The organism is Psychrobacillus sp. Z3-81 (genome assembly GCF_056620325.1).
On sequence record NZ_JBWQPU010000002.1, the window covers coordinates 337,975 to 360,228 of the forward strand.

Genomic DNA, 22,254 nt, shown 5'->3' on the forward strand with positions numbered 1-22,254 from the left:
GCCACCTTACTCTACAATTACAGGTGCTGTCGCTGAAACAGCCTCTTGTGTTGATTCAGGTAAAAATGAAAATTTGTGAATGACACCGTAGCCTAATGACTCAACGTAGCCATCATAAACCTCCGCATTATAGGCATACACTTCTTCCGGATAATACAGAGCAATTGCAGTTGGCTGCTCGTTATATAACTCTTGCATGTCAAATGAAATGTATTTGCGGTCTTTAATTGTTTTAGATGCCATCCAATCTTCAATTAATTCATCCAATGCTGGGTATGGCAAATCCTTGTTCCAAAGATAGCCTGAGCGGTGAGACATGATAAATTGGTCTGGATCAGCAACACCATGAGGACCGATAAGGCCTACATATGCTTCAAAGTTATCCTCTGAAATAGCAGCAGAATACGTTGTAGGATCCAGTGTTTCTACAGCAACCTCAATCCCTACTTCTTTATATTGTTCAGCCAGCATTTCTGCGACACGAACATAAATAGGTTCACCTGCTGATACTTTAATTGCAATTGATAATGGCTCCCCTTCAGGAGTTTCACGGAGACGATCACCATTTGTATCTTTGTAGCCTAAACGGTCAAATAACTCATTTGCTTCTGTGACATCATATGGGGTTGAAAGGTCTGGATTTGTCCACGGAGAATCAGGATGTGGGTAACCTTTATCCCCTGCACGACCTTGACCAAGTAATACTGTGTCAACAATTGCCTGGCGGTCGATTGATAACGACATCGCTTGACGAAACTCTTCGTTATTAAATGGTGCCATTTCAAAATTTAAGCCAAACTGCACAATTGATAAGTTTGTTGCAGAAGCTAATTTAAATTTGTTATCACCCTTAAAAGTGGATAATAGCTCCGCTGGTACCGTACGTGAAGACACATCGATTTGGCCGGATTTTAACGCGTTGAACATAGCTGTTGCATCCGCAATGATTGGTAACGTCAATTTTTCCACTGTTGGTGTACCCATGAAATAATCATCATTAGCTTGTAATGTATAATGTTGATCTGCTACATATTCTGTTAATTTATAAGGTCCAGTACCAATTGCTAGCTCTGAATATTTACGTGGGTTTTCAACATTACTCCAAATATGCTCAGGTAATATCGGTAAATCAGCAAATGTTATTGTTTGAAGTGACGGGCATGGGTAACCACATTCAAATGTTACTGTTTTATTATCTTCTTTAATGGAAATCTCATCGATTTGTGGGACCTCACTTACGTGGTGTGTATGGCGGTTTGCTGGACCATCACGGTAATACTCGTATGTAAATTTAACATCTTCGGCTGTGAAATCCTCACCGTCATGCCATTTGATACCATCACGAATGACAACCTCCCATGTATCTTCATCAACTTGTGTTGCTGACTCTGCAAGCCACGGTGTTGGTTCATCTACGTATGGTGAAGGGGAGAATAGCTTGTCATACACCATATCCGTCAACCAATCCAGATTTCCTGTGTAAATGTTCAACGGACCTACATCACTTTGTAAACCGATTGTTAGGTTCTCCACACGGTTTTCTATTGTCGCACCTCCCTCTACTGCCTGTGCGCTTCCTTCTTTCACTTCTTCATCACTCGATGAACAAGCAGTAAGCCCGAAAGACAGAGCTAATATGGGAATAAGTAGCTTCGTCTTTTTCACAAACTCCATATCTCTTCCTCCTAAGTAAAAATATTGGTTACAATTTGAAACTATACAGTCATTGATAATGATTATCAATATCACACTTTGCCACTCATTTCAATTTAACGTTGATATATTCGTACTTTTTACAACATTATTAAAGTTTTTAATATAGTTATTAAAATTTCTTATAACTTGCACACCCATGGCTAGCTCAGGAACTATTTTTTAAATAAAAAAACATCTGCATCAAATTGATACAGACGTCCCTAATTTTGCTTTAAGATGCTCGCAGATCTCTTTTTCATTTGGTGTTAATGCCGTTCTATCGCTCATTACAATCCCGAGCTGCCGTTTAATACGTAAACCCTTTACTTCTTTCCTTTCCAGTCCTTCTTGCTGAATCACTTTATCAGGTAAAAAGGCCATCCCCACTCCTTGTTGGACAGCTTTCGTGATAACATGAAAATTGGACATTTGTAAATAATCAGGAAAAATATTTTTTTCCTGAAGGGATGTTTTAATTTGCTCCGAATAGAGCTCTCCATTAGGTAAATAAACCGAGTAATCCTTTAAATCCCGCACATATAGAACCTGCCTTTTCGCCAATGGATGTGTGGGTGAGATTGCCAAACTTAGCTCTTCTTCAAATAAATAATCTACGTCAAACTGCTGCGATATCGTTGGATCCAAGTCATACAACGGCATCACAGCAAAATGGATTTTTCCTTCCATTAATAGTTTTTTCAATTCTGAATAGCAGTAGCAATTGATTTCATATGGATAGTTCTGTGAAATAGTATTGCCCTCACCGAAAATATCATCAAAGTAATGATTAGCTATGTAATTAGATAAAAATAAATTCGTTTTTTCTTGTTGTTCCACTTGCGTTAATACATTCTTCATTTCTAGTTCTTTTTGATAAATAATTTTTGCATAAGATAAGACTACTTCTCCTTGCGGTGTTAAATCCACTTTTCTTTTATTTCGATTAATGAGGCGACACGCTAAGTTCTTCTCAAGCTGTTGTATATGTTGTGTTACGGTTGGCTGTGAACAGAACAATCTTCTTGCTGTTTCCGTATACGAACGACAGTCCGCAAGCACCATAAAAGTTTTATACCAGTTATTCATGTTACAATTCCCTTCCATCTTAATGAGAATGAATATCATTATCTATACTACTATTCATCACCTTTCTTGTAAAACACCTTGATTTTATTTCAATAAACTTTGCAACAAAAATAAAGCATAAACCTTCCACACGGAAAGCTTATGCTATAAGTTACATTATCTCAGGTATACCCAATATACTACATCAATTCCTTTGCCAACAGACGATACACCTCAAGACGCTTTTCTTGTGAATGTGGGATACTACAAATCATTGCTTCGTCAAAGCCATAATACTCCTGCTCCTCTAGTAGCGTTTGCGCAACCTCTTTTGCTGATCCTACCAAATGGATTTTCCGGTTCTCTTGAATCATCATTTTGTCCATTTCGGTAAGCGGGTAATTATGAGCTTCTTCTGGTGTCAATAATTGACCAATCTGGCCCCTCATTAAGAACAATCTTGCAATATCCTGTGGACGCGCTTCATACTCTGCCTCTTCCTTCGTCTCCGCCACTGTCACCAGGTAGGAAACATTGATTTCAGGTTTTTCCATAAACACGGAAGGCTGGAAGTTCGAACGGTATGCATCTAAAATAGTCGGTGACATGCTACCTTGGAAAAATTGCGCAAAGGAATATCCAAGACCCATACGACCGGCTTTGATAGCACTGTTTCCACACTTGATCCAAGCAGCCACGCTTCTGGCAATACGACATTGGAAGGGGTCGCTATGGTATGGCTATATAAGCTGTCAGAAGGTACCTCGTCATTTATTAGCTGTAAGGCAACCTCTAGCTTTTCATACATATTGTTGATTTGTGGCGGGCGTCCTTCAGAAAGTGCATACATCGAATAATTGTCCCCACCAGGCGCTCGGCCTACCCCAAAATCTATTCGTCCTGGAGAAAAGGCGCTTAATGTCTTGAAAACCTCCGCTAGCTTAAGCGGTGAGTAATGCATCATCATTACCCCGCCAGTACCAATTCGAATGTTCTCAGTCTTAGCGGCCAAATGGGCAGCAATCACCTCTGGAGCAGAGCTCGCAAAAGCCCCTGTCCCGTGATGCTCCGCCATCCACATTCTATGATATCCCAATTTATCTGCAAGCACTGCAAGCTCTTCTGCTTTTTTTAGTGCATCTACTGCTTTATTGCCCGATGTAATCGGCGCTTGATCTAGTACACTCAATCTCATTTAATGTCCATCCTTTCTTTTCTTCCCTTGTTAATAAATGCTATAGGACAGGGAAAGAAAAGTAAAATAAATGAGCTTGTATTGCATCTGTTTTTGTTTTTCGTAAGTTAGAGCTTTTAGCCCGATAAGATACTAACGGATTAACGATAATGACAATGTACTCTCTTCCTTCTAAAAACTGAACAACTGGGGCATGATAGTGACCCGTTGATTCCAATACAACTGGTGGTTTCATCCCTATTTGACGCTCTAAATCTAGTAAATAAGCGTGTAACTCTTCTAGACCCTCCACCGTATGTTCAACCTTCACACTGCTTTTGTAGGGCATTTTTTTATCCAAGAACATTTGAACCTGACTTTCACCTTTTGCGACATCCAGACCAACAACTGGATTCATAAATTATCTCCTCCTAAACGTAGTGGATTGACCGGTAACCTCTATCTACCTTGTCATTCATATCTTCGCTTGTTATACGGGATCACGATGTCCCAACCAGCCTAATCATGTGTTAACAAGTAGAGGGTGAACAGTTTAGTTGTCGGGATCAAGTCCCACGGGTGCGTACGTTCTACCCCGGCTACTATCAATCTATAAATTGAATAAAAAATAGTCAACCTGATTTCTCTGGCTGACCTTATAATACGAACGGGGGCGTTAGTTCAATATTCGCTTACCGAAATAATCAATCTTTATTACAAAATCCCTATAAAAGAATAAAGAATAGCCCCTATTTTGATCAATCTTTGTTCAAAACAGGGGCTATGATTTTCTATTAGAAACAGTGTTTGTAGCTATGTTTTAATCAAACTTTATTCCAAACAATAACGCATCCGCGAGTACCACTAACTATATAACGCATTAACATAAATGACCACTTTAGGAATTATGTGTTAAAATTAAAGGGTTCGATTACGATTTAACTAAATTATTTTTTAACATTTTGAGGAGGAAAAGCATTGGGGGATTATACATTAGAACGTTTTTTGCTTAGTATTATTATATTTATATTGTTAATATTATTAATGATTTTAAGAGGAAAAAGGAAAATTATAATTGGATTAATAATAATAGTTTTATTTGGTTATGGAGTTTTTTTCTACATAAGGGGACAGGTTTATGAACATCAATATAAACGGTCGGTTGAAATTGTGAATGAATACCTTGAAAAAAAGTATTCAAATGAGGAATGGATTGTGAACGACACATTAGAAGAAGGTCGGAAGCGTAAGAAAAATAATGTAGATATTATTTTTTTAAACGAAGAGGAAGTTATTTATTCTTATAAAGTTATAAATGAAAATAAAGTAGTACAATGGTCAATTTACTCTGGCGGGAAAAATTCAGATGATTTATTGCATTATGAATTAGAAAAGTAAGTTTTTAAATAGTGCCGACCTATTTTTAGGGGTGCTATTTAAAAACTTATTTTAGTTTTTTTGGAATGGAGACTGGTTGGTATATCTTCAGATTAAGACAAAAGAGCATCTAATGCGACGTGATTTAGTACATTAATTAACGGTAATCGGTCAAATATATATGTTAAACAACGAAACGGTTAACAATACTGTAAATTATAAATTGTTTTTTTGGGAGATAATGTTACAATATTCTTATAAATACTTTTTTTTACAAAAAAGTATTAAAAAAGAAAAAGTCTTGATATTGTTTATGTTGTAAAGTGAGCACCAGATCATGCACCCGACCAGACACAAGCAATCGAGTTCCCTCCAACGGGATATCAAGCATGGGGTTATAGTTAATGAAATAACTAAATTGGGGGAAACGCCAGCTGATTTCATTGGATTTTTCGTAATTTAATTGAAAATATTTTTAAAATTTAGAAGAAATTCATTTAAATTAGCAGTGGATTATATCCTTATACGATAGTTTCAGGAAGAAACTTAAATTGGAGTATTTAAGCTAGAAAAAAAGAGGGGGAAAAATGGTTGAAGAAGCACTTAGTATTTATATTATTTTTATTATTATTGTTAACTGGTTGTAGCGATGAAGAGAAACTAAAACCAGATTCGCCGATGAATGCTGCTAACTTGATGAAGTATCAGATTGATAATCAAAATTACAAGGAATTTCAATCGTTATTCTATGAGGATGCAGAGAATACAGTATCAGAAGTTGAATTTACGCGATTAAATGAAATATCTACAAACGGTGCAAATTTTAAAGACTATGAATTAATCACTATGGACAATGGAGAAATGTTTTTGGTTGAATTTGCACCTCTTTTAGAAAATCAAACAGAATACAAAATTGTAAATGTTAAAATTGTCCCAAAAGAAATGAGAGCATTATTTTTTAATAATTAATTCTTTAAATATCGAGAGGTTTAGTTAAATATTCAATTTCTAGTATTGTCACTTTCCAAAATAACAGTATAAACTGTATTTAAAGACGCACAGTAATCATCTGTGCGTTTTCACTTGCCGTATTGACTCTGTTAAATAATAGCAAAGGTTAAATAAAAATTATAGTAGTAAAGCTGTTAATTACCTCCGCTCGTATTTAGATATAAAGGAAATAAAAGACCTTAATCAAGGTCTAAAAGTGCTCGGAATATAACTTCCTCCAAGCTCATTTTCTTATTTTAAGTTTCTCTTTGAAACAGTATTTAATCTTCTAACATTAAAGTTTTCACAATGCTGGTTCTTGATGTAAGCTATCCGCTTGGCGCTTCATTGTTAGCATTTTAATACCAAAAATGATTTTTAAAATGCCATCTATGACTGCCAATATAAGAAAGGGAATCTCGAACAGGAATAGTCCTATTAAAGAATTGAGTGTTGTTAATGCTCCTAAGTAAAGCATAACTTTTCCTTGAGAAAAATAAAAACCCAAGAAATGAATACCAATAACAAGAAATATAGATAACCAAACTAATCTAGATTCATCAAAGCCGATTAATAACCCACAAAGCGTACAAAGAATAACAGTAACTACTATATTAATATTATCCATTCTATCTTGAAACTTAGAATTCTTCCCATAAGCTAATTTATTATTTACATAAGGTAATCCAAAGATCAAGAAATACCCAACAAAATAACCAAAACCCATTAAAAATGGCTGTATCAATAATTCTCCCCCGGTAATTGCAGAGAGAATAATTATGATACCAATATAAACTAACCATACCCCTACCGTTCTCTGATTATTATATTCAAGTTTAATTGCTTCTCCCCCCTATTAAGAAATAATTTGAACACTTAATTGCACCTATCTGTCACACCCTAATTAAATATTATTTTACATAATTTTCAAATATTAATAAATAATTTTCTGAATAACAATTGAATTTGAGTAGCAGACCTCCTTCAATGCGCGATGCCATCGCCACCAAGAATCCTAGTCTTCTAGAAACGCTTATGAATAATCGAATCTGTAATATATTATTTTCATTTTGACAAATATCATTGTCATTTTGACATATATAGTATATATTGGTAAAAGAGGTGGTAATAAATGAAAACACGACTAAAAGAACTAAGAGCGAGAGAGGGACTTAATCAAACAGAGCTAGCGAAAAGAGCGAAAATCTCTCGACAAACGGTTAGTTTGATCGAGCGAAATGAATATATGCCATCTTTACTAATTGCAGTAAGAATTGCGAATGTATTGAAAGAGCCTTTAGAAAAAGTATTTATTTTTAGTGAGGAGGAAATCATGTGAAGCTGATAATCGTATATAGCATCATTTTTATCTACGGATTAAAAGAACTGTTTGAAAGCTATAGCAATAATTCGATTGAAGGCAATATACTTATGATGGTTAACTTACTTGTTATCCTTTGCTTAATAGTAGCCCGTTTTATATTACATAAAGCAGTCAAAGGTAGCAAAATAGAAGTAGATATGGAAATAGAAGATCACCATCAATTAATGCTTGAAAGAAAAGTATATGACGCTTTGACTTCTACTCAAGTAGCTGTAAGCCTCTCCTTTACAGCAGTCTTAGTAGGGTTTGTACTCTTAAGGGATACCGAACCAGAGATTGCACTATGGAGTTGGGTGCTTTCTATTATTTCATTCGTGAATCTATTTCCAAGTCAACAGGTTGCTCATATTACTAATCCATCCTTTAGATTCCCTGATCCACATTCAAAAAACTATGATCAAGAATTTTTTGATCAAATTGACGATGGCGAAAAATATTTGATGCTAAAAAGCCTGTATAAGCTACATGCTTATATCGTGTGGGGGCTTGTGGTGTTAGCATCCTCTCTTATGTTTTATTCCTCCTTCACAGGAAATTCTCAGGTTATCAGCATTATTGGTATCGGTATTTTGTTGCTACTAATCCAAACGATTTATACCATTAGCTTAAAGCCAAGTAAACTAATATAGTTACATGAGGCGGTAGTTATCCTGCATGTATCTCAACGAAATGAGGAAAGGAACAAATCCAATCTGTTCCATCCTCTTCTTTTTGTAAAAGGCTGTTTTCGTAAACTTTGTTGCTTTTGATGTAGGTTTTATATTTTTTCCAAAATATAGTATAATATATTTAGAGAATTAGTTTTAGGAGGTGAAATAAGTTGAGTAGTTTTAATATTTCAGGATTAATCATTCTTTTGCTGTTTATCGGACTAATTGTATGGCTGTTTATATTGTTATTCCGCTCTTTTTCTAAACGTAACAATAGAATGAATAGTATCGAGAAAAAGTTGGACGATATTAACAATCAAATAAAAAGGGATGATGGATAACGACTTTCCATGAAGTCGTTTTTCTTATGCACTTTTAAACATTTCAACTGTTGTATAATTCGTTTTTTGACACGCAGAAATAAGCATTTGCCCCACTCGATTTTCAAATGCTAAGTTTTTACCAAGTTCAAGCCATCTGAACCAGTAGAGGTAGTTATCAAGATATTTCGTTGCAACCCTTTAAGTTTAGCGAACTTTTTATAATTCGTTGCGGTGTCTGTACATAACAAAGCAGACGGGTGAATATACTCACCTATCACAGTGTCAATCTCTTCGGCTTTTGACACATTAGTATCCAAAAGTATCTCCTTCCTTTAAATCTAACGCATGGTTATTAATCAAGACATTATGATCACTTTCCCATTCAACATCTACTTTTTCAGTTCTTTGCTCATAATATATTCTCTTTTTAAACCAGAGTGGTCCGTTTAATTCTCCTCTTACCCCAAACGTTCCCGCTGCTCCTGCATCCCACCGGTAGAAATCAATGGTATAACTATCGTCTGGAGAGCTCACCGTCTTCAAATATTCATTTGCTCCCAATGACGAAAAAAGAAGAGTAAAAGATAAAACTAAAAAAAGAGCGATAGACAACAATGACGCCAATGAAATCGTCAACCAACTTCTCGTCTTTGTAAGCCAACTTCTCTTATCTTTAAGACCTTTAACTCCTAATACGAGAGCAAGTACTACAAGTATAAAGAGAATATAAATAGGAGGTGAAATTAACCAGGTATTATTCATGTTTGAATACAACGAATAGCAGGTTAATGTTAAACAAATAAGTATGAAAATAAAAGACCAAAAGTTATACTGTTTTTCCAGTGTACTCTCCCCCCTTCTTACAATGGAACTGACATAGCAAGAGCCTACTCTATAATATGTAATTTAAAGCTAACGTAGTTAGTTAAATAGGGACACCGATTCATATACGAATTGCGTCCCACTAATTGTGCCTTCCTAAGAATAACTTTCACTAAATTTCCCAATACTAAAAGCAATAGAAATAATTAGCAGTAAGGAAATAACAACAGCCCAAACGCTTTCTTCACCGAATAGCGCAGTCAGTATGACGTCGAACGAAGGAACTCCTATAGCATATAACAATGGTAATCCAAAAGAAGTTGCTAGTACAGCCAACACAAAAATCATTGCTAATGAAATTTTCCTTTTATTCACATAATTCACCTCCAATATAACCACCATACCATAACTTCCATTTTTTTCAAACTAATTATAGAAAAGCAAGTAATTATCTGAAGCACTAATTAGAAAAGTTCATGAATCTTCGCTTTTTTTATTGTTTTTCAATTAAATCAAGTAATTCCTCTGTCTGTTCCTCTGAAACCGTATAAATGGTATGTGTGTTCTCCGAATGCATAAACGAGCTCTTTTCCTCTTTTTTGCCTAGCCATAAATAGTAAATTTCTGTCTGATCGTCTGCATATACAATCTTTGCAGAGAATTCTGGATTACCTACATTTACTATCCCTTTTTCTTTAACAGCACTCGTTAATGCATGACGAAAAGTTTCGATAGATTTTTCATCATCCAAAACACTTACATTATTACTTTGTAATTTTGATATGCTAACTTTTGTCATATCTTCATCAGACTCCAGAATCTGATGAACTTCCATCTTTTCTGCCGTTGTTTGTTGTTCTATTTCCTGTGTTTTTTCGGAGCTATTAACCCCTGCTTGACAACCTAAAAGAATAGCCACTACCAACGTCAAAGTGAGAACAAGAGATTTATTATTTTTCATATCATTTTACCTCAGATGATGTTTTTAATATTGACGTATTATCAAATGAAATAGTTACAATTTTTAGGAAATAAATAAAAAGAGTTGACCACCATAGCATGGGTTGATTTCCGCTTTGGCTGGACGCTTTATGGGGGCGCAGCTTCGGGTCAACACGATGTTGTTTAGTGGAAACGTTGGCACACGATATGCCGTTTTTAGTTTTCCATCTTGTTTCGGATACTTCCGTAATAATTATATTTTCCGCACGATCAAAATAAATAAAAGATATTCGGAAAAATATTTCCTTTGTTGATAGACTCTATTCTTGTGGACATTTATTAATCAAATCTTAATTATAGTAGGCAACATATATTGGTTCGGAGCAGCGTCGGTGACTCCTGCGGGAGCATGGTGGTAGGTAAGACAGCACAGCCACGCGCGCAAGCGATGGGTGCTGGCTTACCACGCCCCCGCGGAAAGCATCCGACGCAGCGGAGAACCTAGACGTAATAAAGTAAGAAGCACTTACAATCCTTATCACGATTAAGGATTATAAGTGCTTTTCGCAGTTATGAAAAATTTTCTATTTTATTTATTAAACATCTAAAGCTTTCCCTCTATCAATATACCGAAGTATTGTCTTTCGTAATATGCTCTAATATTTCCTTCACTCTAGCCAAGAATCGACCACATACTAAGCCGTCTAATACTCGATGATCTAATGATAGACATAGATTTACCATATCGCGTGGCGCAATCATGCCACCTTCTAGAATTACAGGACGTTTCACGATTGATTCTACTTGCAGAATAGCCGCCTGTGGGTAATTGATAATCCCCATCGATTGGACAGAGCCAAAGGAGCCTGTGTTGTTCACCGTGAAGGTACCACCTTGCATATCCTCTGATTTTAGCTTTCCGGCACGAACTTTGGCAGCAAGCTCATTAATTTCACGAGCAATACCTTTAATCGTTTTCTCATCTGCATGCTTAATTACCGGCACATATAACGCATCCTCTGTAGCCACTGCAATAGAAATATTAATATCCTTCTTCTGGATGATCTTATCTCCAGCCCACATTGAATTCATCATCGGGAATTCTTTTAGAGCTTGCGCAACTGCTTTTACGAAAAATGCGAAGTACGTCAGATTGAAGCCTTCTTTTTGCTTGAACTCATTCTTTAGAGAATCACGGTAGTTCACTAGGTTCGTAACGTCTACCTCTACCATCGTCCAACCATGTGGTGCCTCATGCTTGCTGCGAACCATATTTGCAGCAATAACTCTACGTACCCCAGTAACCGGAATCTCTATATCACCAGCACCTACCGGGACATTTGGAGCTTTCGTTGTTGGTCCGGATTTTGGTGTACTCTCAGATGCAGCTTCTTGAACCTGATGCTGTGCTTTTGACTCCTCGGCTTTCGCAGTTGGAATCTCTCCACTTTCAATAATTTTCAATAAATCCTTACGAGTGATTCTACCTTCGTTTCCTGTGCCATTTACTAGCGTCAAGTCAATGCCATGCTCTTGAGACAGCTTCAGCACTGCAGGTGAATATCTCGCTTTTGCACCTTTAGGTCTCTCAACCGGTGCGCTCTTCTCGTGTTGTTTTACCTCAGAAGGCTTAACCGTTTCCTGAGAAGGTTGCTCTGGCGCAGCTTCTTTTACTTGCACGACTTGTTCCCCAGAGGAAGCCCCTTCTGTTTCTATCGTACAAATGATTTCGCCAACAGAAAGTGTATCCCCTTCGCTCGCGATCAACTCTTTTATTATCCCAGTGAAGGAGGAAGGAACCTCTGCGGTTACCTTATCAGTATTTACTTCAGCCAAAGCATCGTATTTGTTCACATGGTCACCTGGCTTAACGAGCCATCTTTCAATCGTACCTTCTGTGACACTTTCCCCAAGCTGTGGCATTTTGATTTGTTCTAAAGCCATTTGTTAATTTCCTCCTTCCAATTAAAATTCCGCTAGCTCTCGCATCGCCTTTTCAACTTTGTCTGGATTGATCATAAAGAATTTTTCCATTGTTGGTGCATATGGCATTGCTGGCACATCTGGACCTGCAAGACGCATGATAGGAGCATCCAAATCAAATAGACAGTTTTCTGCAATGATTGCAGCTACCTCACTCATAACGCTTCCTTCTTTATTATCCTCTGTAACTAGTAATACTTTTCCAGTTTTTGAAGCAGCCTCAATGATTGATTGTTTATCTAACGGATAAATTGTACGCAAATCTAGGACGTGCGCAGAAATACCATCCTTTTCAAGACGTTCGGCCGCTTGAAGAGCAAAATGTACAGCTAAGCCATACGTTATAACCGTTATGTCCTCTCCTTCACGCTTTACGTCCGCTTTCCCGATATCAATTGTATAATCATCTTCCGGTACTTCGCCCTTGATCAGACGATATGCACGTTTATGTTCAAAGAAAAGAACTGGATCTTCATCACGAATTGCAGCCTTTAACAGACCTTTCGCATCGTATGGGGTAGATGGTATCACAATTTTCAGACCAGGTTGGTTAGCAAAAACCGCTTCTACCGATTGGGAATGATACAGCGCTCCGTGGATACCGCCTCCAAATGGTGCACGGATAACGATCGGACAGCTCCAGTCATTATTCGAACGATAGCGAATGCGAGCAGCCTCGGAAATGATTTGGTTAACTGCTGGCATGATAAAATCTGCAAACTGCATTTCGGCGATAGGACGTAGACCATACATAGCAGCCCCTATGCCAACACCAGCAATGGCAGATTCAGCTAGAGGTGTGTCTAACACGCGATATTCACCGAACTCATCGTATAGACCAGCTGTAGCTTTAAATACTCCACCTTTTCTACCAACGTCTTCCCCTAATACGAAAACGCGCTCATCACGAGTCATTTCTTCTTTCATTGCAAGCGTTATTGCATCTATATAAGACATAATTGCCATTACTCGTTCCCCCCGTCTGCATACACATGCTTCAGTGCATCCTCTGGAGCAGCATATGGTGCCGATTCCGCGTAATCTGTCGCTTCGTTGACTTCCTTCATAACACGGTCATTAATCTCTTTTTCTAGCTCTTCTGGAAGAATATCAAGATCTCTTAAGTATTTTGCAAAGGTAATCAGCGGGTCTAACGCTTTCCCTTCAGCTATATCCTCTGCTGTACGATATTGTCTGTCGTCGTCATCGGATGAATGGGCAGTCAAACGATAGGTAACAGCCTCAATCAGACTAGGTCCCTCTCCATTACGAGCACGGTCTGCCGCTTCCTTCACTACACGATAAACCTCGATTGGGTCTTTTCCGTCCACCGTTACTCCTGGCATGCCATAGCTTGATGCACGGTCTGCAACATTCTTACTTGCAACCTGTCTCTCAAAAGGCACGGAGATTGCATATTTGTTGTTTTCTACCATCGTGATACAAGGAAGCTTGTGAACACCGGCAAAGTTTAACCCTTCATGAAAATCCCCTTGGTTGGAAGATCCTTCTCCAAGCGTAACAAAGGTGATAAAATCTTTTTTCTCAATTTTGGCAGCAAGCGCAACCCCTACTGCGTGAGGCAATTGCGTTGTTACTGGTGAAGAGCCTGTTAAAATACGATTTTTCTTTTGACCAAAGTGTCCTGGCATTTGTCGTCCACCAGAGTTTGGATCCTCCGCCTTTGCAAATGCCGATAGCATTAACTCCCTAGCAGTCATACCAAAGTGTAGAACGACTCCCATATCTCGATAATATGGTGCAATATAATCCTTTGTATTATCTAAAGCAAAAGCTGCTCCTACCTGTGCAGCCTCTTGCCCCTGACAAGAAATAACAAAAGGAATTTTACCCGCTCTATTAAGCAGCCACATACGTTCATCGATACGACGTGCCAGCAGCATTGTTTCAAACATCTTTAATACATCGTCATTTGTAAGTCCTAATTCTTCATGACGGTTTTTTGCCATCTCCTTCTCCCCCTTTTTACATATGAATTGCTTTTCCATCTACAGCTAAAGCGGCTTCCCCAATAACCTCACTAAGTGTCGGGTGAGGATGAATGGTATGAGCAATTTCCCATGGAGTCGCATCCAATACCATGGCAAGTCCAGCCTCAGAAATCATATCTGTTACATGTGGGCCAATCATATGAACACCTAGAATATCATCTGTCTGCTTATCAGCGATTATTTTGACAAAGCCATCTGATTCTCCATATACAAGTGCCTTCCCAATTGCTTTAAATGGAAACTTTCCAATTTTCACTTCGTAGCCTTGTTCTTTTGCCTGCAACTCTGTTATGCCTACGCTAGCACTTTCTGGACTAGAGTAAATGCAACGAGATACCTTTGTATAATCGATTGGAGAAACTGTTTTACCTGCAATATGCTCAACAGCCGTAATTCCCTCATGGCTTGCAACATGTGCGAGCTGAAGACCACCAATAACGTCTCCAATTGCATATATATGTGATTCCTTTGTCTGGAATGTTTCAGAAACTTGAATAAAGCCTTTTTCTACTAATATATCAGTATTTTCTAGACCTATACCTTCTACGTTAGCTTGACGCCCCACTGACACAAGCATTTTATCCGCTTTAAAAATAGAGGTTTCTCCATTGATCTCTGCAGATATTTCTACTTGCTCATTTTCTATCTGGAGAGTATCAGGAAGAACCTTTGCGCTTGTAAAGAATTTAATCCCTTTTTTCGCGAGAAGCTTTTGCATTTCATTGGAGATATCGTGATCTTCCGTAGGAATAATGCGATCCGCATACTCGATTACCGTTACGTCTACTCCGAAATCATTTAATAAGGAAGCCCATTCAATCCCAATTACTCCTCCACCTACTATTAAGATAGAGTTAGGAAGTGCAGTCATTTCTAGGGCGTCATCCGAGGACATCACATAATGACCATCAATGGTGAGACCTGGCAATGTTCTTGGTCTTGATCCAGTAGCAATGACCACATTCTTAGGAATCAGCATTTCATTTTCTTCTCCATTGTTCATTTCTACGGAAATAGTTCCACCTGGTGAAGGGGAGAAAATAGAAGGTCCAAGCATTCGTCCCATACCTTCATAAACGTCAATTTTCCCTTTTTTCATCAAACCTTGAACGCCAGTATATAATTGATTTACAATTGTATCTTTACGAGCTTGAACCTTTGAAAAATCTAGTGTTACTTCATTAGTGTTTACACCAAACTCAGAAGCGTGATTCTTCGTTGTTGAAAACACTTCAGCACTTCGTAATAAAGCCTTGCTCGGAATACACCCTCTATGTAAGCACGTGCCCCCTAGCTTCCCTTTTTCAACAATTGCTGTTTTTAACCCTAACTGCGCCGAACGGATAGCCGCCACGTATCCACCGGTTCCACCACCAATAATGACTACATCATAATCCTTTGCCAAATGAGCATCTCCCTTCGTATAAAAAAGACCGCTTTACCAAAATAAAAGCGGCCTTTGTTGTAAATTGAAATTATCTATTAACGGCCATTCAATATATGTTTTCCGTTTTGTAAAAATTGACTGCGTGATTTTCCTACTCGCGCAATGCGTTCCTCTGCCATGCGGTCTGCTGCCACATAAGTAGGGATGCCATCTCGTTTAGAAATTTCAAAGATTTTTTCGATATTATTATAAATTCCTGCTACACGTTTCATTGCACGCTCTTCGTTATAGCCATATAACTCATCTGCAACATTGATTACGCCACCAGAATTGATGACATAGTCAGGTGCATATACAATTCCCATTTCATGAATAAGATCTCCATGCTTCGTATCTTTTAGCTGGTTGTTTGCAGACCCTGCAATTACCTTCGCTTTTAATTGAGGAATTGTGTCGTCGTTAATGATTGCACCTAGTGCACATGGAGCAAAGATATCTACATCCTGAGAGTAGATTTCATTTACACCTACTTGGATTGCTCCAAATGCTTCCACTGCTCTGTCGACAGATTTTTGGTTAATATCTGCAACAATTAGTTTAGCACCTTCTTTATGGAGAAACTCACATAATGTATACGCTACGTTTCCAACACCTTGAACAGCAACTGTTTTACCTTCTAAGGAATCAGAGCCAAAAGCCTCTTTCGCTGCTGCTTTCATACCAACATATACTCCATAAGCAGTCACTGGTGAAGGATTACCCGAAGAACCAAACGCTTCCGAGATACCCGTCACATAATTTGTCTCCTCGTGGATGATGTCCATGTCCTCAACTGTAGTTCCAACATCCTCAGCTGTAATATAACGACCATTTAACCCTTGGATGAAACGACCAAAAGCACGGAACATCTCTTCATTTTTATCTTTTAATGGATCTCCAATGATAACCGTCTTCCCACCACCAAGATTAAGTCCAGCTGCTGCATTTTTGTATGTCATGCCTTTTGCAAGTCTTAAAGCATCTTCAATTGCTTCCTCTTCGGTTGCATAGTTCCACATACGAGTACCACCTAATGCAGGACCCAACGTTGTATCATGAATCGCAATAATTGCCTTTAAGCCCGAAGTTTTATCTTGACAGAAGATTAATTGCTCGTAGTCATAAGTTCCCATATATTTAAAGATTTCCATATTTTTGTTCCTCCTAGTAGTTAAATAATCTAAATATCAAAAACTATTAATAGTGAATACCCCTATTTAGGTGAATATATCTCTCTCCTAAAATAATTGATACTTTTCTAGCTTATAATAAAGTGACCTGAGAGATATTTGAAGATTCTTGGCAGCAAGAGACTTATTCCCATCACAAGCCTTCAACGCCTTAGCTAAAATTTTCTTCTCCATTTCATCCATCTGCTCTGAAAGTGGAGCAATTTCTTTATCTTCCTCTTCCGTTTCAAGCACCATCATCTGCTTTGGAAGATGATGTTCTTCTAAAACTCGATCAGTTGTTTGAAGAAAGATCATTGACCTGCTAAGGATTGTTTCTAGTTCTCGAATGTTTCCAGGCCAATCATATGCTTGCAGTGCTTTCATTGCTTCTTTCGAGAACCTTTCGACATTTCGACCAAATTCTTGATTCAGCTTCACAAGCAGCTGTTCCGCAATACCCGGTATATCTCCCTTTCTTTCTCGAAGAGGGGGAACATGTATCGGCATTCGATTTAAATGGAAATAAAAATCTTCTCGGAAGTTGCCTTCTCTCATCTCTTTTTCGAGGTTAAAACTGCTAGCCGCAATAATTCTTACGTCCACCTGTAAAGAGGTAGTTCCACCAACAGGTACAATTGCATTCTCTCGTAAGACCTGTAACAGTTTTGCTTGTGTTTTCTTAGTAAGTTCCCCAACTTCATCTAAGAAAATTGTGCCACCACTTGCTTCTTCAAGCAAACCAGTAATTTGAATGCCATCCTCCACATAGCCAAACAGTTCTTTTTCCAGCTCCTGCTCTTCCATGGAACTACAATTTACTCGGATAAAAGGATGTTCAGAACGATAGCTTTTACTATGTATTGCATGAGCAAACATTTCTTTTCCCGCTCCAACCTCGCCTCTAAGCAAAACATTAACCGGCACATTAGCTGCTAGTCTAGCTTGATCTATTGCCAAGTTAATCTCAGGGGAGGTTCCAGTGATATCTTCAAAAGAATAAGTGGATTCCAATTTCCGAATAAGTGTCCTCGCGTTATCTAGCTCTTTCATTAATCCCTGCATCTCGGTCATATCATGAATAACCCCTACACTACCTCTAAGCTCATTGTTTACAAGGATTGGGGCAACGTTTACTATTACCTCTTTTTCTTCCTTACCAACACGAAGGTTTACACCCCTAATTGGCTTCTTGGTCTGTAATACCTTCAGATGAATACTTTCTCCTTCCGATATATCAGCCGTCGCAGGTTTGCCAATAACTTCTTCTTCCGTAAATCCCGTGATGCGAGTATACGCAGGATTAATTAGAATTCCCTTACCCTCTTCATCTACAACTGAAATAGCATCATCACTAGAATGAATGATTGCCTCTAGCATTTTTTGAATCTCTGTAAGATTCGTAATTTCTTCTGCTAATCGAACCACCTCGGTAATATCCTTAAAAACAGCAAAAGCACCAATTCGCTTTCCTTCTTCGTTTATCATCGGATACCTGGAGGTCACTATTTTGTAACCGCTTTCAAGAGTAAGTTCTTTGTTAAGCTCAATGATCCCAGTTTCGAATACACGCGGTAGTTCACTTAATGCAATGACTTCTTTTATCGGTTTTCCTATTGCCTCTTCAGCAGGGATACCAGTCATTCTTTCAGCACTTTTATTAAAAAAATTTACAATTGCCTGGTCGTCAATTCCGAGCATTCCTTCTTCTACGGAATTAAAAATTAGTTCTTGCAGCATTTTCTTTTGATTTAGAATTTTTATATAACTGTTCTTTTCTTCTAGTAAGCTAACGATTAAATTGGCAATCTCACCAGGAATCAAAACCGCTGTCGCTGGACGATGATGTAGAAGCTCTTGAAATACCTCTTTTTGTCCTGTTACATCAATAATAATTTGTATGTCACTCGAGAGCAGGGATTTCCATTCCTTATAAGTGGGTATATTCTTGTTTCTAGCATATTCCATTCCAGGAGCCATGTCATCGATATCCACAACTGCAGAGACTTGTAGGTATTCTGCCTGTTCAATCAATTTAAGAAGTGCATATCCACCGTTACCTGCACCTACAATGAGTATTTTTTGCAAAAATATGCACACCCCCATTTTTCTTCTGCAACTTATTGCATTTCTTACTTAATCATACATGAAGTTCCTAACATTGACAATCAAAAACTTGAAGGTAAAATATAAGTGGAAGGACAGGAGTGAGAGTATTGGCTCGTTTATTAGCATTAATTGTACTATTAATACCAGGAATAATAGCGGCTTTTGGTATCAAATTAATGAGAGATACCTTCTTCGGTGATCAAATTCTACCTTTTGGAGGGCTTGCTCTTCAATTTATTTGTGGGATTATCTTTACTCTGCTAGGATTAGGATTTTTTGCTGGATTCTTGTTAAATCGAGACCGCAAAAACGGTAAAGTGGCACCTCGTTTTCAAAAGAATAAATAGTCAAATTAACAAGTCTTATAGCTGCTACCAAAATAAAAGCGTCCTTTCTCTCTTTTGAGAAAAAGGACGCTTTTTATATTCCGAAAAATTATTAACGTTGTCTTTGTTTTCTCATTACCGTATCAGGAAAATCGGTAATCCAGCCTATGACACACTCATGGGGATTTTGTAGATAATTTTCTGTCCCTTTTATATTGTAAAACCGCAGGGGAAATCCAGCTTCCCACACCTTATCCATTAAAGGTGTACCATAGTATTTTTTGTTCAAATGTACGGCGTCTAAGTGTGGAGATGTTAAAATCTCTTCCCACTCTGCATATTTCTTTCCTATAAAAGCAGTCTTTATCCCAAGATTCATCTGATGAATCGTTTCTAAAATACTCCACTCAAAGGAAGAAAAATGTATATCCTTTAATACACTGCTTTTTTGCACTACTTCTCTAATTTTTTCCTTTTTCCCTAAAAAAGACTCTTTTAATTCGATATTGAGCTTTATATCATAGCTTTGTACAAAGTCGATAAATTCTTCATAGGTTAACACTCTGTGGTAAAAAAATTTTCGAAAGTAGGAGTTCCCAAGTTTTAGTTTCCGAATATCTTCTGCTGGTAGATCGGTTATTCGCTTAGGATTTCCGGCTAACCTAAAAAAATCTATATCGTGTGTGACAAAAGGTACGCCGTCTGCTGATAGCTGCAGATCTAATTCCAAGCCATCTACACCCAGCTCAATCGCCTTCTGAAACGCCTTTAAAGAGTTCTCCAAATATTTACTAGATAAGCCACGATGTGCATACACAGGTATATTAGACATTTAACTCCCCATTTTCTAACTTAAATTTCCCTTTGGTAGGTCGTGATAGAACAGTTGATTTATTCCCTATTTGTATAACTGTTCCCCCATTCGCTTCCTTTGTAACCTCTATATAATACTCGTTATTTTGTTTTAGTATTTCTAACACTCTCTTAAGCTCGTTATCTATTTCTTTCACTTCTTGCTTTAGCATATTATATTGTTGTTTAGTCTGCTCATACATAGCGATTTGCTGAACTGTCATATTTACTTTTAGACGGCTAAGCTGCTCCAACTTTGCTTCTAGATTTACTAGCTCTGTCTGCTTTGTCATCATCAATTGGGCTTGAGCCTTTGTGTGATCAGTTATTATTTTTCGGTCGAGTCCCTGGACAATTAGTTCTGTTTTTCTTTCCATACTATTGCCTGTGTATGCAGTAATGATAGAGTTTATCGCAACAGTTTTACCTCCAATAATTTTCCCTTTACGTTCATCTAACTTTACCTCACTAGCTTCTATGTCAGTGCCCAGGGCATAATAACCAATATGAACAGTTCCTTTAGCAGAGAGAAAGCATTCGTTTGCATGCTTTATATAGATATTTCCGTGGGCTTCGACCTTAGTTCTTCCTTTTCCGAAAATTCCTCCTTTTATAAAGATATCTCCTTCTGCTGATTTTATAAGCTCTGCTTGATTTACCCCTTCTTTTGATTCTACGGAAATATCACCAGATGCGACAACAGAATATCCGGGCATTATCGTTCCTCTAATTTGAATAGAACCATCAAATGTTAAGTTCCCAGTTTGTAGACCAACATCTCCTTCAATAACAAGATGCTTCTGGACCGTTAGAACTCCATTAACTTCATTTATGATACCTTTTGTCTTCGAGCGGATAACAGTCTTCCCTTCCTCTTCCACTTCGTAAGCAGTAGCTTTGTCATATTTTAATGGGGTGTCTTCTCCCATGAGTGCAGTGATATTCTCTCCAAATATATTTCTTCCTGGTTCTCCTTCTTTGGCAGGAATTTTTTCACCTAGCCAAGAACCTTCCTTTATTTCTACGATAAATTTCATATCGAAAAAATCTGCTTTACCGCTTTCATCAATCATCGGTTTTTTTTCTGCTTGCTGTAAATATGTAATTTTTGCATCCTCTCCTTTTGTAGGAGGGGTTCCTTGAGCAATTACGATTGGCTTACCTTGCTTGAAAGACATGATGTCCAGCGGCTTGATACCGTAAATAATCCCATGCTCTTTCAGTAGCTTTTGAACTGCTTCCTGGACCTCTATTATATTGTTCTGTATATACTCGGGAGTTTCATAGATACTAATTAGTGCCTGCATGCCGTCAGCAGATACCTCTATTTCTATCCGATCAGTCCAATCACCAATTTCGATTGGATCCTCTGAAACCTTATTAATATTTTTTTTAAGTAGCATAAAATTGGATACTCTAAATCGAGGATGTTTCTTTGTTATTTCATCAAATTTTTTTAATTGAAAACCTTCTTTTTTCACTATCAGAAATACTTTCCCTTTTACTTCTGAGAGAGTAATATACTCATTTTCTTCTATACATGTCACAAACAAAACCCCCTAATTTCCTTTTAACAAACCAAAAAATAATAAAAAATAAGTAAAAAAATATCATTTATATCTAGCTCTATAATACCATAGTAATCCCTTCAAGCAGGCTACTATTCATGAAATAATTAGTTTTTTGAGAAAAAAAGAGCCTTAACTACTATATCTCTAGGTTGAATTAGATAAACATAATTTTCCCATTGAGAATTGGATAATTAAGAGTGTTGTAGAAGATATCCTTAGACTAGAGACAACAGGGGAATTAGATAACAGCCAGATTCGGAGCAATAGCAGTAGCATAAAGTGAAACTTTGATTGGTGGAGGTTTTCTTTCATCCCCCACCAATCATTAGTTGAACCAATCGGGTTTTTAGGGACAGTTGATCTCCCACTTAGCTGTCTCATTTC

At 37.6% G+C, this 22,254-nt stretch carries 20 protein-coding genes and 3 pseudogenes; 6 read left to right on the forward strand and 17 right to left on the reverse strand.

Annotated features, from left to right (window positions below; translation table 11 throughout):
* Positions 1-6: 6 nt before the first annotated feature.
* From AC1ECF_RS03915 to AC1ECF_RS03930, 4 genes and pseudogenes are all read right to left on the reverse strand, one after another.
* The gene (locus AC1ECF_RS03915; protein WP_480388084.1) at positions 7-1,674 is read right to left on the reverse strand and encodes an ABC transporter substrate-binding protein; all 1,668 of its coding nucleotides are present in this window, start codon (positions 1,672-1,674) and stop codon (positions 7-9) included.
* 222 nt (positions 1,675-1,896) lie between these two features.
* Positions 1,897-2,781 carry a LysR family transcriptional regulator gene (locus tag AC1ECF_RS03920; RefSeq protein WP_480388085.1) on the reverse strand — a complete coding sequence of 295 codons (885 nt, stop codon included), beginning with the start codon at positions 2,779-2,781 and terminating at the stop codon, positions 1,897-1,899.
* Positions 2,782-2,960: 179 nt separating this feature from the next.
* A pseudogene (locus AC1ECF_RS03925) lies at positions 2,961-3,955 on the reverse strand (LLM class flavin-dependent oxidoreductase).
* Positions 3,956-4,025: 70 nt separating this feature from the next.
* Positions 4,026-4,352: pseudogene (locus tag AC1ECF_RS03930) on the reverse strand (IS110 family transposase); the annotation flags it as partial.
* Positions 4,353-4,912: 560 nt separating this feature from the next.
* On the opposite strand from AC1ECF_RS03930, the gene AC1ECF_RS03935 reads away from it, so the two are divergent.
* Positions 4,913-5,332 (forward strand): hypothetical protein, encoded by a 420-nt coding sequence (locus AC1ECF_RS03935; protein WP_480388086.1) that lies wholly within the window; start codon positions 4,913-4,915, stop codon positions 5,330-5,332.
* Between the two features lie 570 nt (positions 5,333-5,902).
* Positions 5,903-6,280 carry a hypothetical protein gene (locus AC1ECF_RS03940; protein ID WP_480388087.1) on the forward strand — a complete coding sequence of 126 codons (378 nt, stop codon included), beginning with the start codon at positions 5,903-5,905 and terminating at the stop codon, positions 6,278-6,280.
* Positions 6,281-6,605: 325 nt separating this feature from the next.
* Here AC1ECF_RS03940 and AC1ECF_RS03945 read toward each other — a convergent pair whose 3' ends face one another.
* Positions 6,606-7,142: a DUF6609 family protein gene (locus AC1ECF_RS03945; protein WP_480388116.1), complete on the reverse strand. Its 537-nt coding sequence runs from the start codon at positions 7,140-7,142 to the stop codon at positions 6,606-6,608.
* Between the two features lie 291 nt (positions 7,143-7,433).
* Between AC1ECF_RS03945 and AC1ECF_RS03950 the strand changes: the two genes are divergently transcribed.
* The 3 genes from AC1ECF_RS03950 to AC1ECF_RS03960 all read left to right on the forward strand — a co-directional run bounded on the left by AC1ECF_RS03950 (position 7,434) and on the right by AC1ECF_RS03960 (position 8,676).
* Positions 7,434-7,640 (forward strand): helix-turn-helix transcriptional regulator, encoded by a 207-nt coding sequence (locus AC1ECF_RS03950; protein ID WP_480388088.1) that lies wholly within the window; start codon positions 7,434-7,436, stop codon positions 7,638-7,640.
* Positions 7,637-8,314 carry a DUF3169 family protein gene (locus AC1ECF_RS03955; RefSeq protein ID WP_480388089.1) on the forward strand — a complete coding sequence of 226 codons (678 nt, stop codon included), beginning with the start codon at positions 7,637-7,639 and terminating at the stop codon, positions 8,312-8,314. The genes AC1ECF_RS03950 and AC1ECF_RS03955 overlap by 4 nt, the downstream gene beginning before the upstream one ends.
* A 191-nt stretch (positions 8,315-8,505) precedes the next feature.
* Entirely contained in the window at positions 8,506-8,676 is a 171-nt protein-coding gene (locus AC1ECF_RS03960; protein ID WP_480388090.1) for a hypothetical protein, read from the forward strand.
* A 24-nt stretch (positions 8,677-8,700) separates the two neighbouring features.
* Here the strand turns inward: AC1ECF_RS03960 and AC1ECF_RS03965 are convergent.
* The 10 genes and pseudogenes from AC1ECF_RS03965 to AC1ECF_RS04010 form a co-directional block, all read right to left on the reverse strand.
* Positions 8,701-8,957 (reverse strand): annotated as a pseudogene (locus tag AC1ECF_RS03965) (IS1595 family transposase); the annotation flags it as partial.
* Between the two features lie 7 nt (positions 8,958-8,964).
* Positions 8,965-9,420 (reverse strand): DUF5412 family protein, encoded by a 456-nt coding sequence (locus AC1ECF_RS03970; protein WP_480388091.1) that lies wholly within the window; start codon positions 9,418-9,420, stop codon positions 8,965-8,967.
* 216 nt (positions 9,421-9,636) lie between these two features.
* Positions 9,637-9,855 carry a hypothetical protein gene (locus AC1ECF_RS03975; protein WP_480388092.1) on the reverse strand — a complete coding sequence of 73 codons (219 nt, stop codon included), beginning with the start codon at positions 9,853-9,855 and terminating at the stop codon, positions 9,637-9,639.
* 118 nt (positions 9,856-9,973) lie between these two features.
* The gene (locus AC1ECF_RS03980; RefSeq protein ID WP_480388093.1) at positions 9,974-10,441 is read right to left on the reverse strand and encodes a YhfM domain-containing protein; all 468 of its coding nucleotides are present in this window, start codon (positions 10,439-10,441) and stop codon (positions 9,974-9,976) included.
* 602 nt (positions 10,442-11,043) lie between these two features.
* Positions 11,044-12,366, reverse strand: coding sequence for a dihydrolipoamide acetyltransferase family protein (locus AC1ECF_RS03985; protein ID WP_480388094.1), 1,323 nt, complete (start codon positions 12,364-12,366; stop codon positions 11,044-11,046).
* 21 nt (positions 12,367-12,387) lie between these two features.
* Positions 12,388-13,371 carry an alpha-ketoacid dehydrogenase subunit beta gene (locus tag AC1ECF_RS03990; RefSeq protein WP_480388095.1) on the reverse strand — a complete coding sequence of 328 codons (984 nt, stop codon included), beginning with the start codon at positions 13,369-13,371 and terminating at the stop codon, positions 12,388-12,390.
* Complete coding sequence (locus AC1ECF_RS03995) at positions 13,371-14,375, reverse strand: thiamine pyrophosphate-dependent dehydrogenase E1 component subunit alpha (RefSeq protein WP_480388096.1); 1,005 nt, start codon at positions 14,373-14,375, stop codon at positions 13,371-13,373. The genes AC1ECF_RS03990 and AC1ECF_RS03995 overlap by 1 nt, the downstream gene beginning before the upstream one ends.
* 16 nt (positions 14,376-14,391) lie before the next feature.
* Positions 14,392-15,822, reverse strand: a complete 1,431-nt coding sequence (gene lpdA / locus AC1ECF_RS04000; RefSeq protein ID WP_480388097.1) for a dihydrolipoyl dehydrogenase — start codon at positions 15,820-15,822, stop codon at positions 14,392-14,394.
* Between the two features lie 77 nt (positions 15,823-15,899).
* On the reverse strand, positions 15,900-16,994 hold the full coding sequence (bcd, locus tag AC1ECF_RS04005) for a branched-chain amino acid dehydrogenase (protein WP_480388098.1): 1,095 nt from the start codon (positions 16,992-16,994) through the stop codon (positions 15,900-15,902).
* 87 nt (positions 16,995-17,081) lie between these two features.
* Complete coding sequence (locus AC1ECF_RS04010; protein WP_480388099.1) at positions 17,082-19,100, reverse strand: sigma-54 interaction domain-containing protein; 2,019 nt, start codon at positions 19,098-19,100, stop codon at positions 17,082-17,084.
* Between the two features lie 128 nt (positions 19,101-19,228).
* Here AC1ECF_RS04010 and AC1ECF_RS04015 point away from each other — a divergent pair, with 128 nt between their 5' ends.
* Positions 19,229-19,468 (forward strand): DUF2627 domain-containing protein, encoded by a 240-nt coding sequence (locus tag AC1ECF_RS04015; RefSeq protein ID WP_480388100.1) that lies wholly within the window; start codon positions 19,229-19,231, stop codon positions 19,466-19,468.
* A 91-nt stretch (positions 19,469-19,559) separates the two neighbouring features.
* On the opposite strand, the gene AC1ECF_RS04020 is transcribed toward AC1ECF_RS04015, so the two are convergent.
* Together AC1ECF_RS04020 and AC1ECF_RS04025 are read right to left on the reverse strand one after the other, a co-directional pair.
* A complete protein-coding gene (locus AC1ECF_RS04020; RefSeq protein WP_480388101.1) occupies positions 19,560-20,279 on the reverse strand; it encodes a glycerophosphodiester phosphodiesterase in 720 nt (239 codons plus the stop codon).
* Positions 20,272-21,846 carry a DUF342 domain-containing protein gene (locus tag AC1ECF_RS04025; protein WP_480388102.1) on the reverse strand — a complete coding sequence of 525 codons (1,575 nt, stop codon included), beginning with the start codon at positions 21,844-21,846 and terminating at the stop codon, positions 20,272-20,274. Before AC1ECF_RS04025 ends, AC1ECF_RS04020 begins: the two co-directional genes overlap by 8 nt.
* Positions 21,847-22,254 lie beyond the last annotated feature (408 nt).

Bases quoted from the DNA above. Each gene is read 5' to 3' on its own strand.
- AC1ECF_RS03950 (WP_480388088.1), top strand. From the start codon at position 7,434: ATGAAAACACGACTAAAAGAACTAAGAGCGAGAGAGGGACTTAATCAA.
- AC1ECF_RS04020 (WP_480388101.1), bottom strand. From the start codon at position 20,279: ATGTCTAATATACCTGTGTATGCACATCGTGGCTTATCTAGTAAATAT.
- bcd (WP_480388098.1), bottom strand. From the start codon at position 16,994: ATGGAAATCTTTAAATATATGGGAACTTATGACTACGAGCAATTAATC.
- AC1ECF_RS03985 (WP_480388094.1), bottom strand. From the start codon at position 12,366: ATGGCTTTAGAACAAATCAAAATGCCACAGCTTGGGGAAAGTGTCACA.
- AC1ECF_RS03995 (WP_480388096.1), bottom strand. From the start codon at position 14,375: ATGGCAAAAAACCGTCATGAAGAATTAGGACTTACAAATGACGATGTA.
- AC1ECF_RS03915 (WP_480388084.1), bottom strand. From the start codon at position 1,674: ATGGAGTTTGTGAAAAAGACGAAGCTACTTATTCCCATATTAGCTCTG.
- AC1ECF_RS03970 (WP_480388091.1), bottom strand. From the start codon at position 9,420: ATGAATAATACCTGGTTAATTTCACCTCCTATTTATATTCTCTTTATA.
- AC1ECF_RS03990 (WP_480388095.1), bottom strand. From the start codon at position 13,371: ATGGCAATTATGTCTTATATAGATGCAATAACGCTTGCAATGAAAGAA.
- AC1ECF_RS03980 (WP_480388093.1), bottom strand. From the start codon at position 10,441: ATGAAAAATAATAAATCTCTTGTTCTCACTTTGACGTTGGTAGTGGCT.
- AC1ECF_RS03920 (WP_480388085.1), bottom strand. From the start codon at position 2,781: ATGAATAACTGGTATAAAACTTTTATGGTGCTTGCGGACTGTCGTTCG.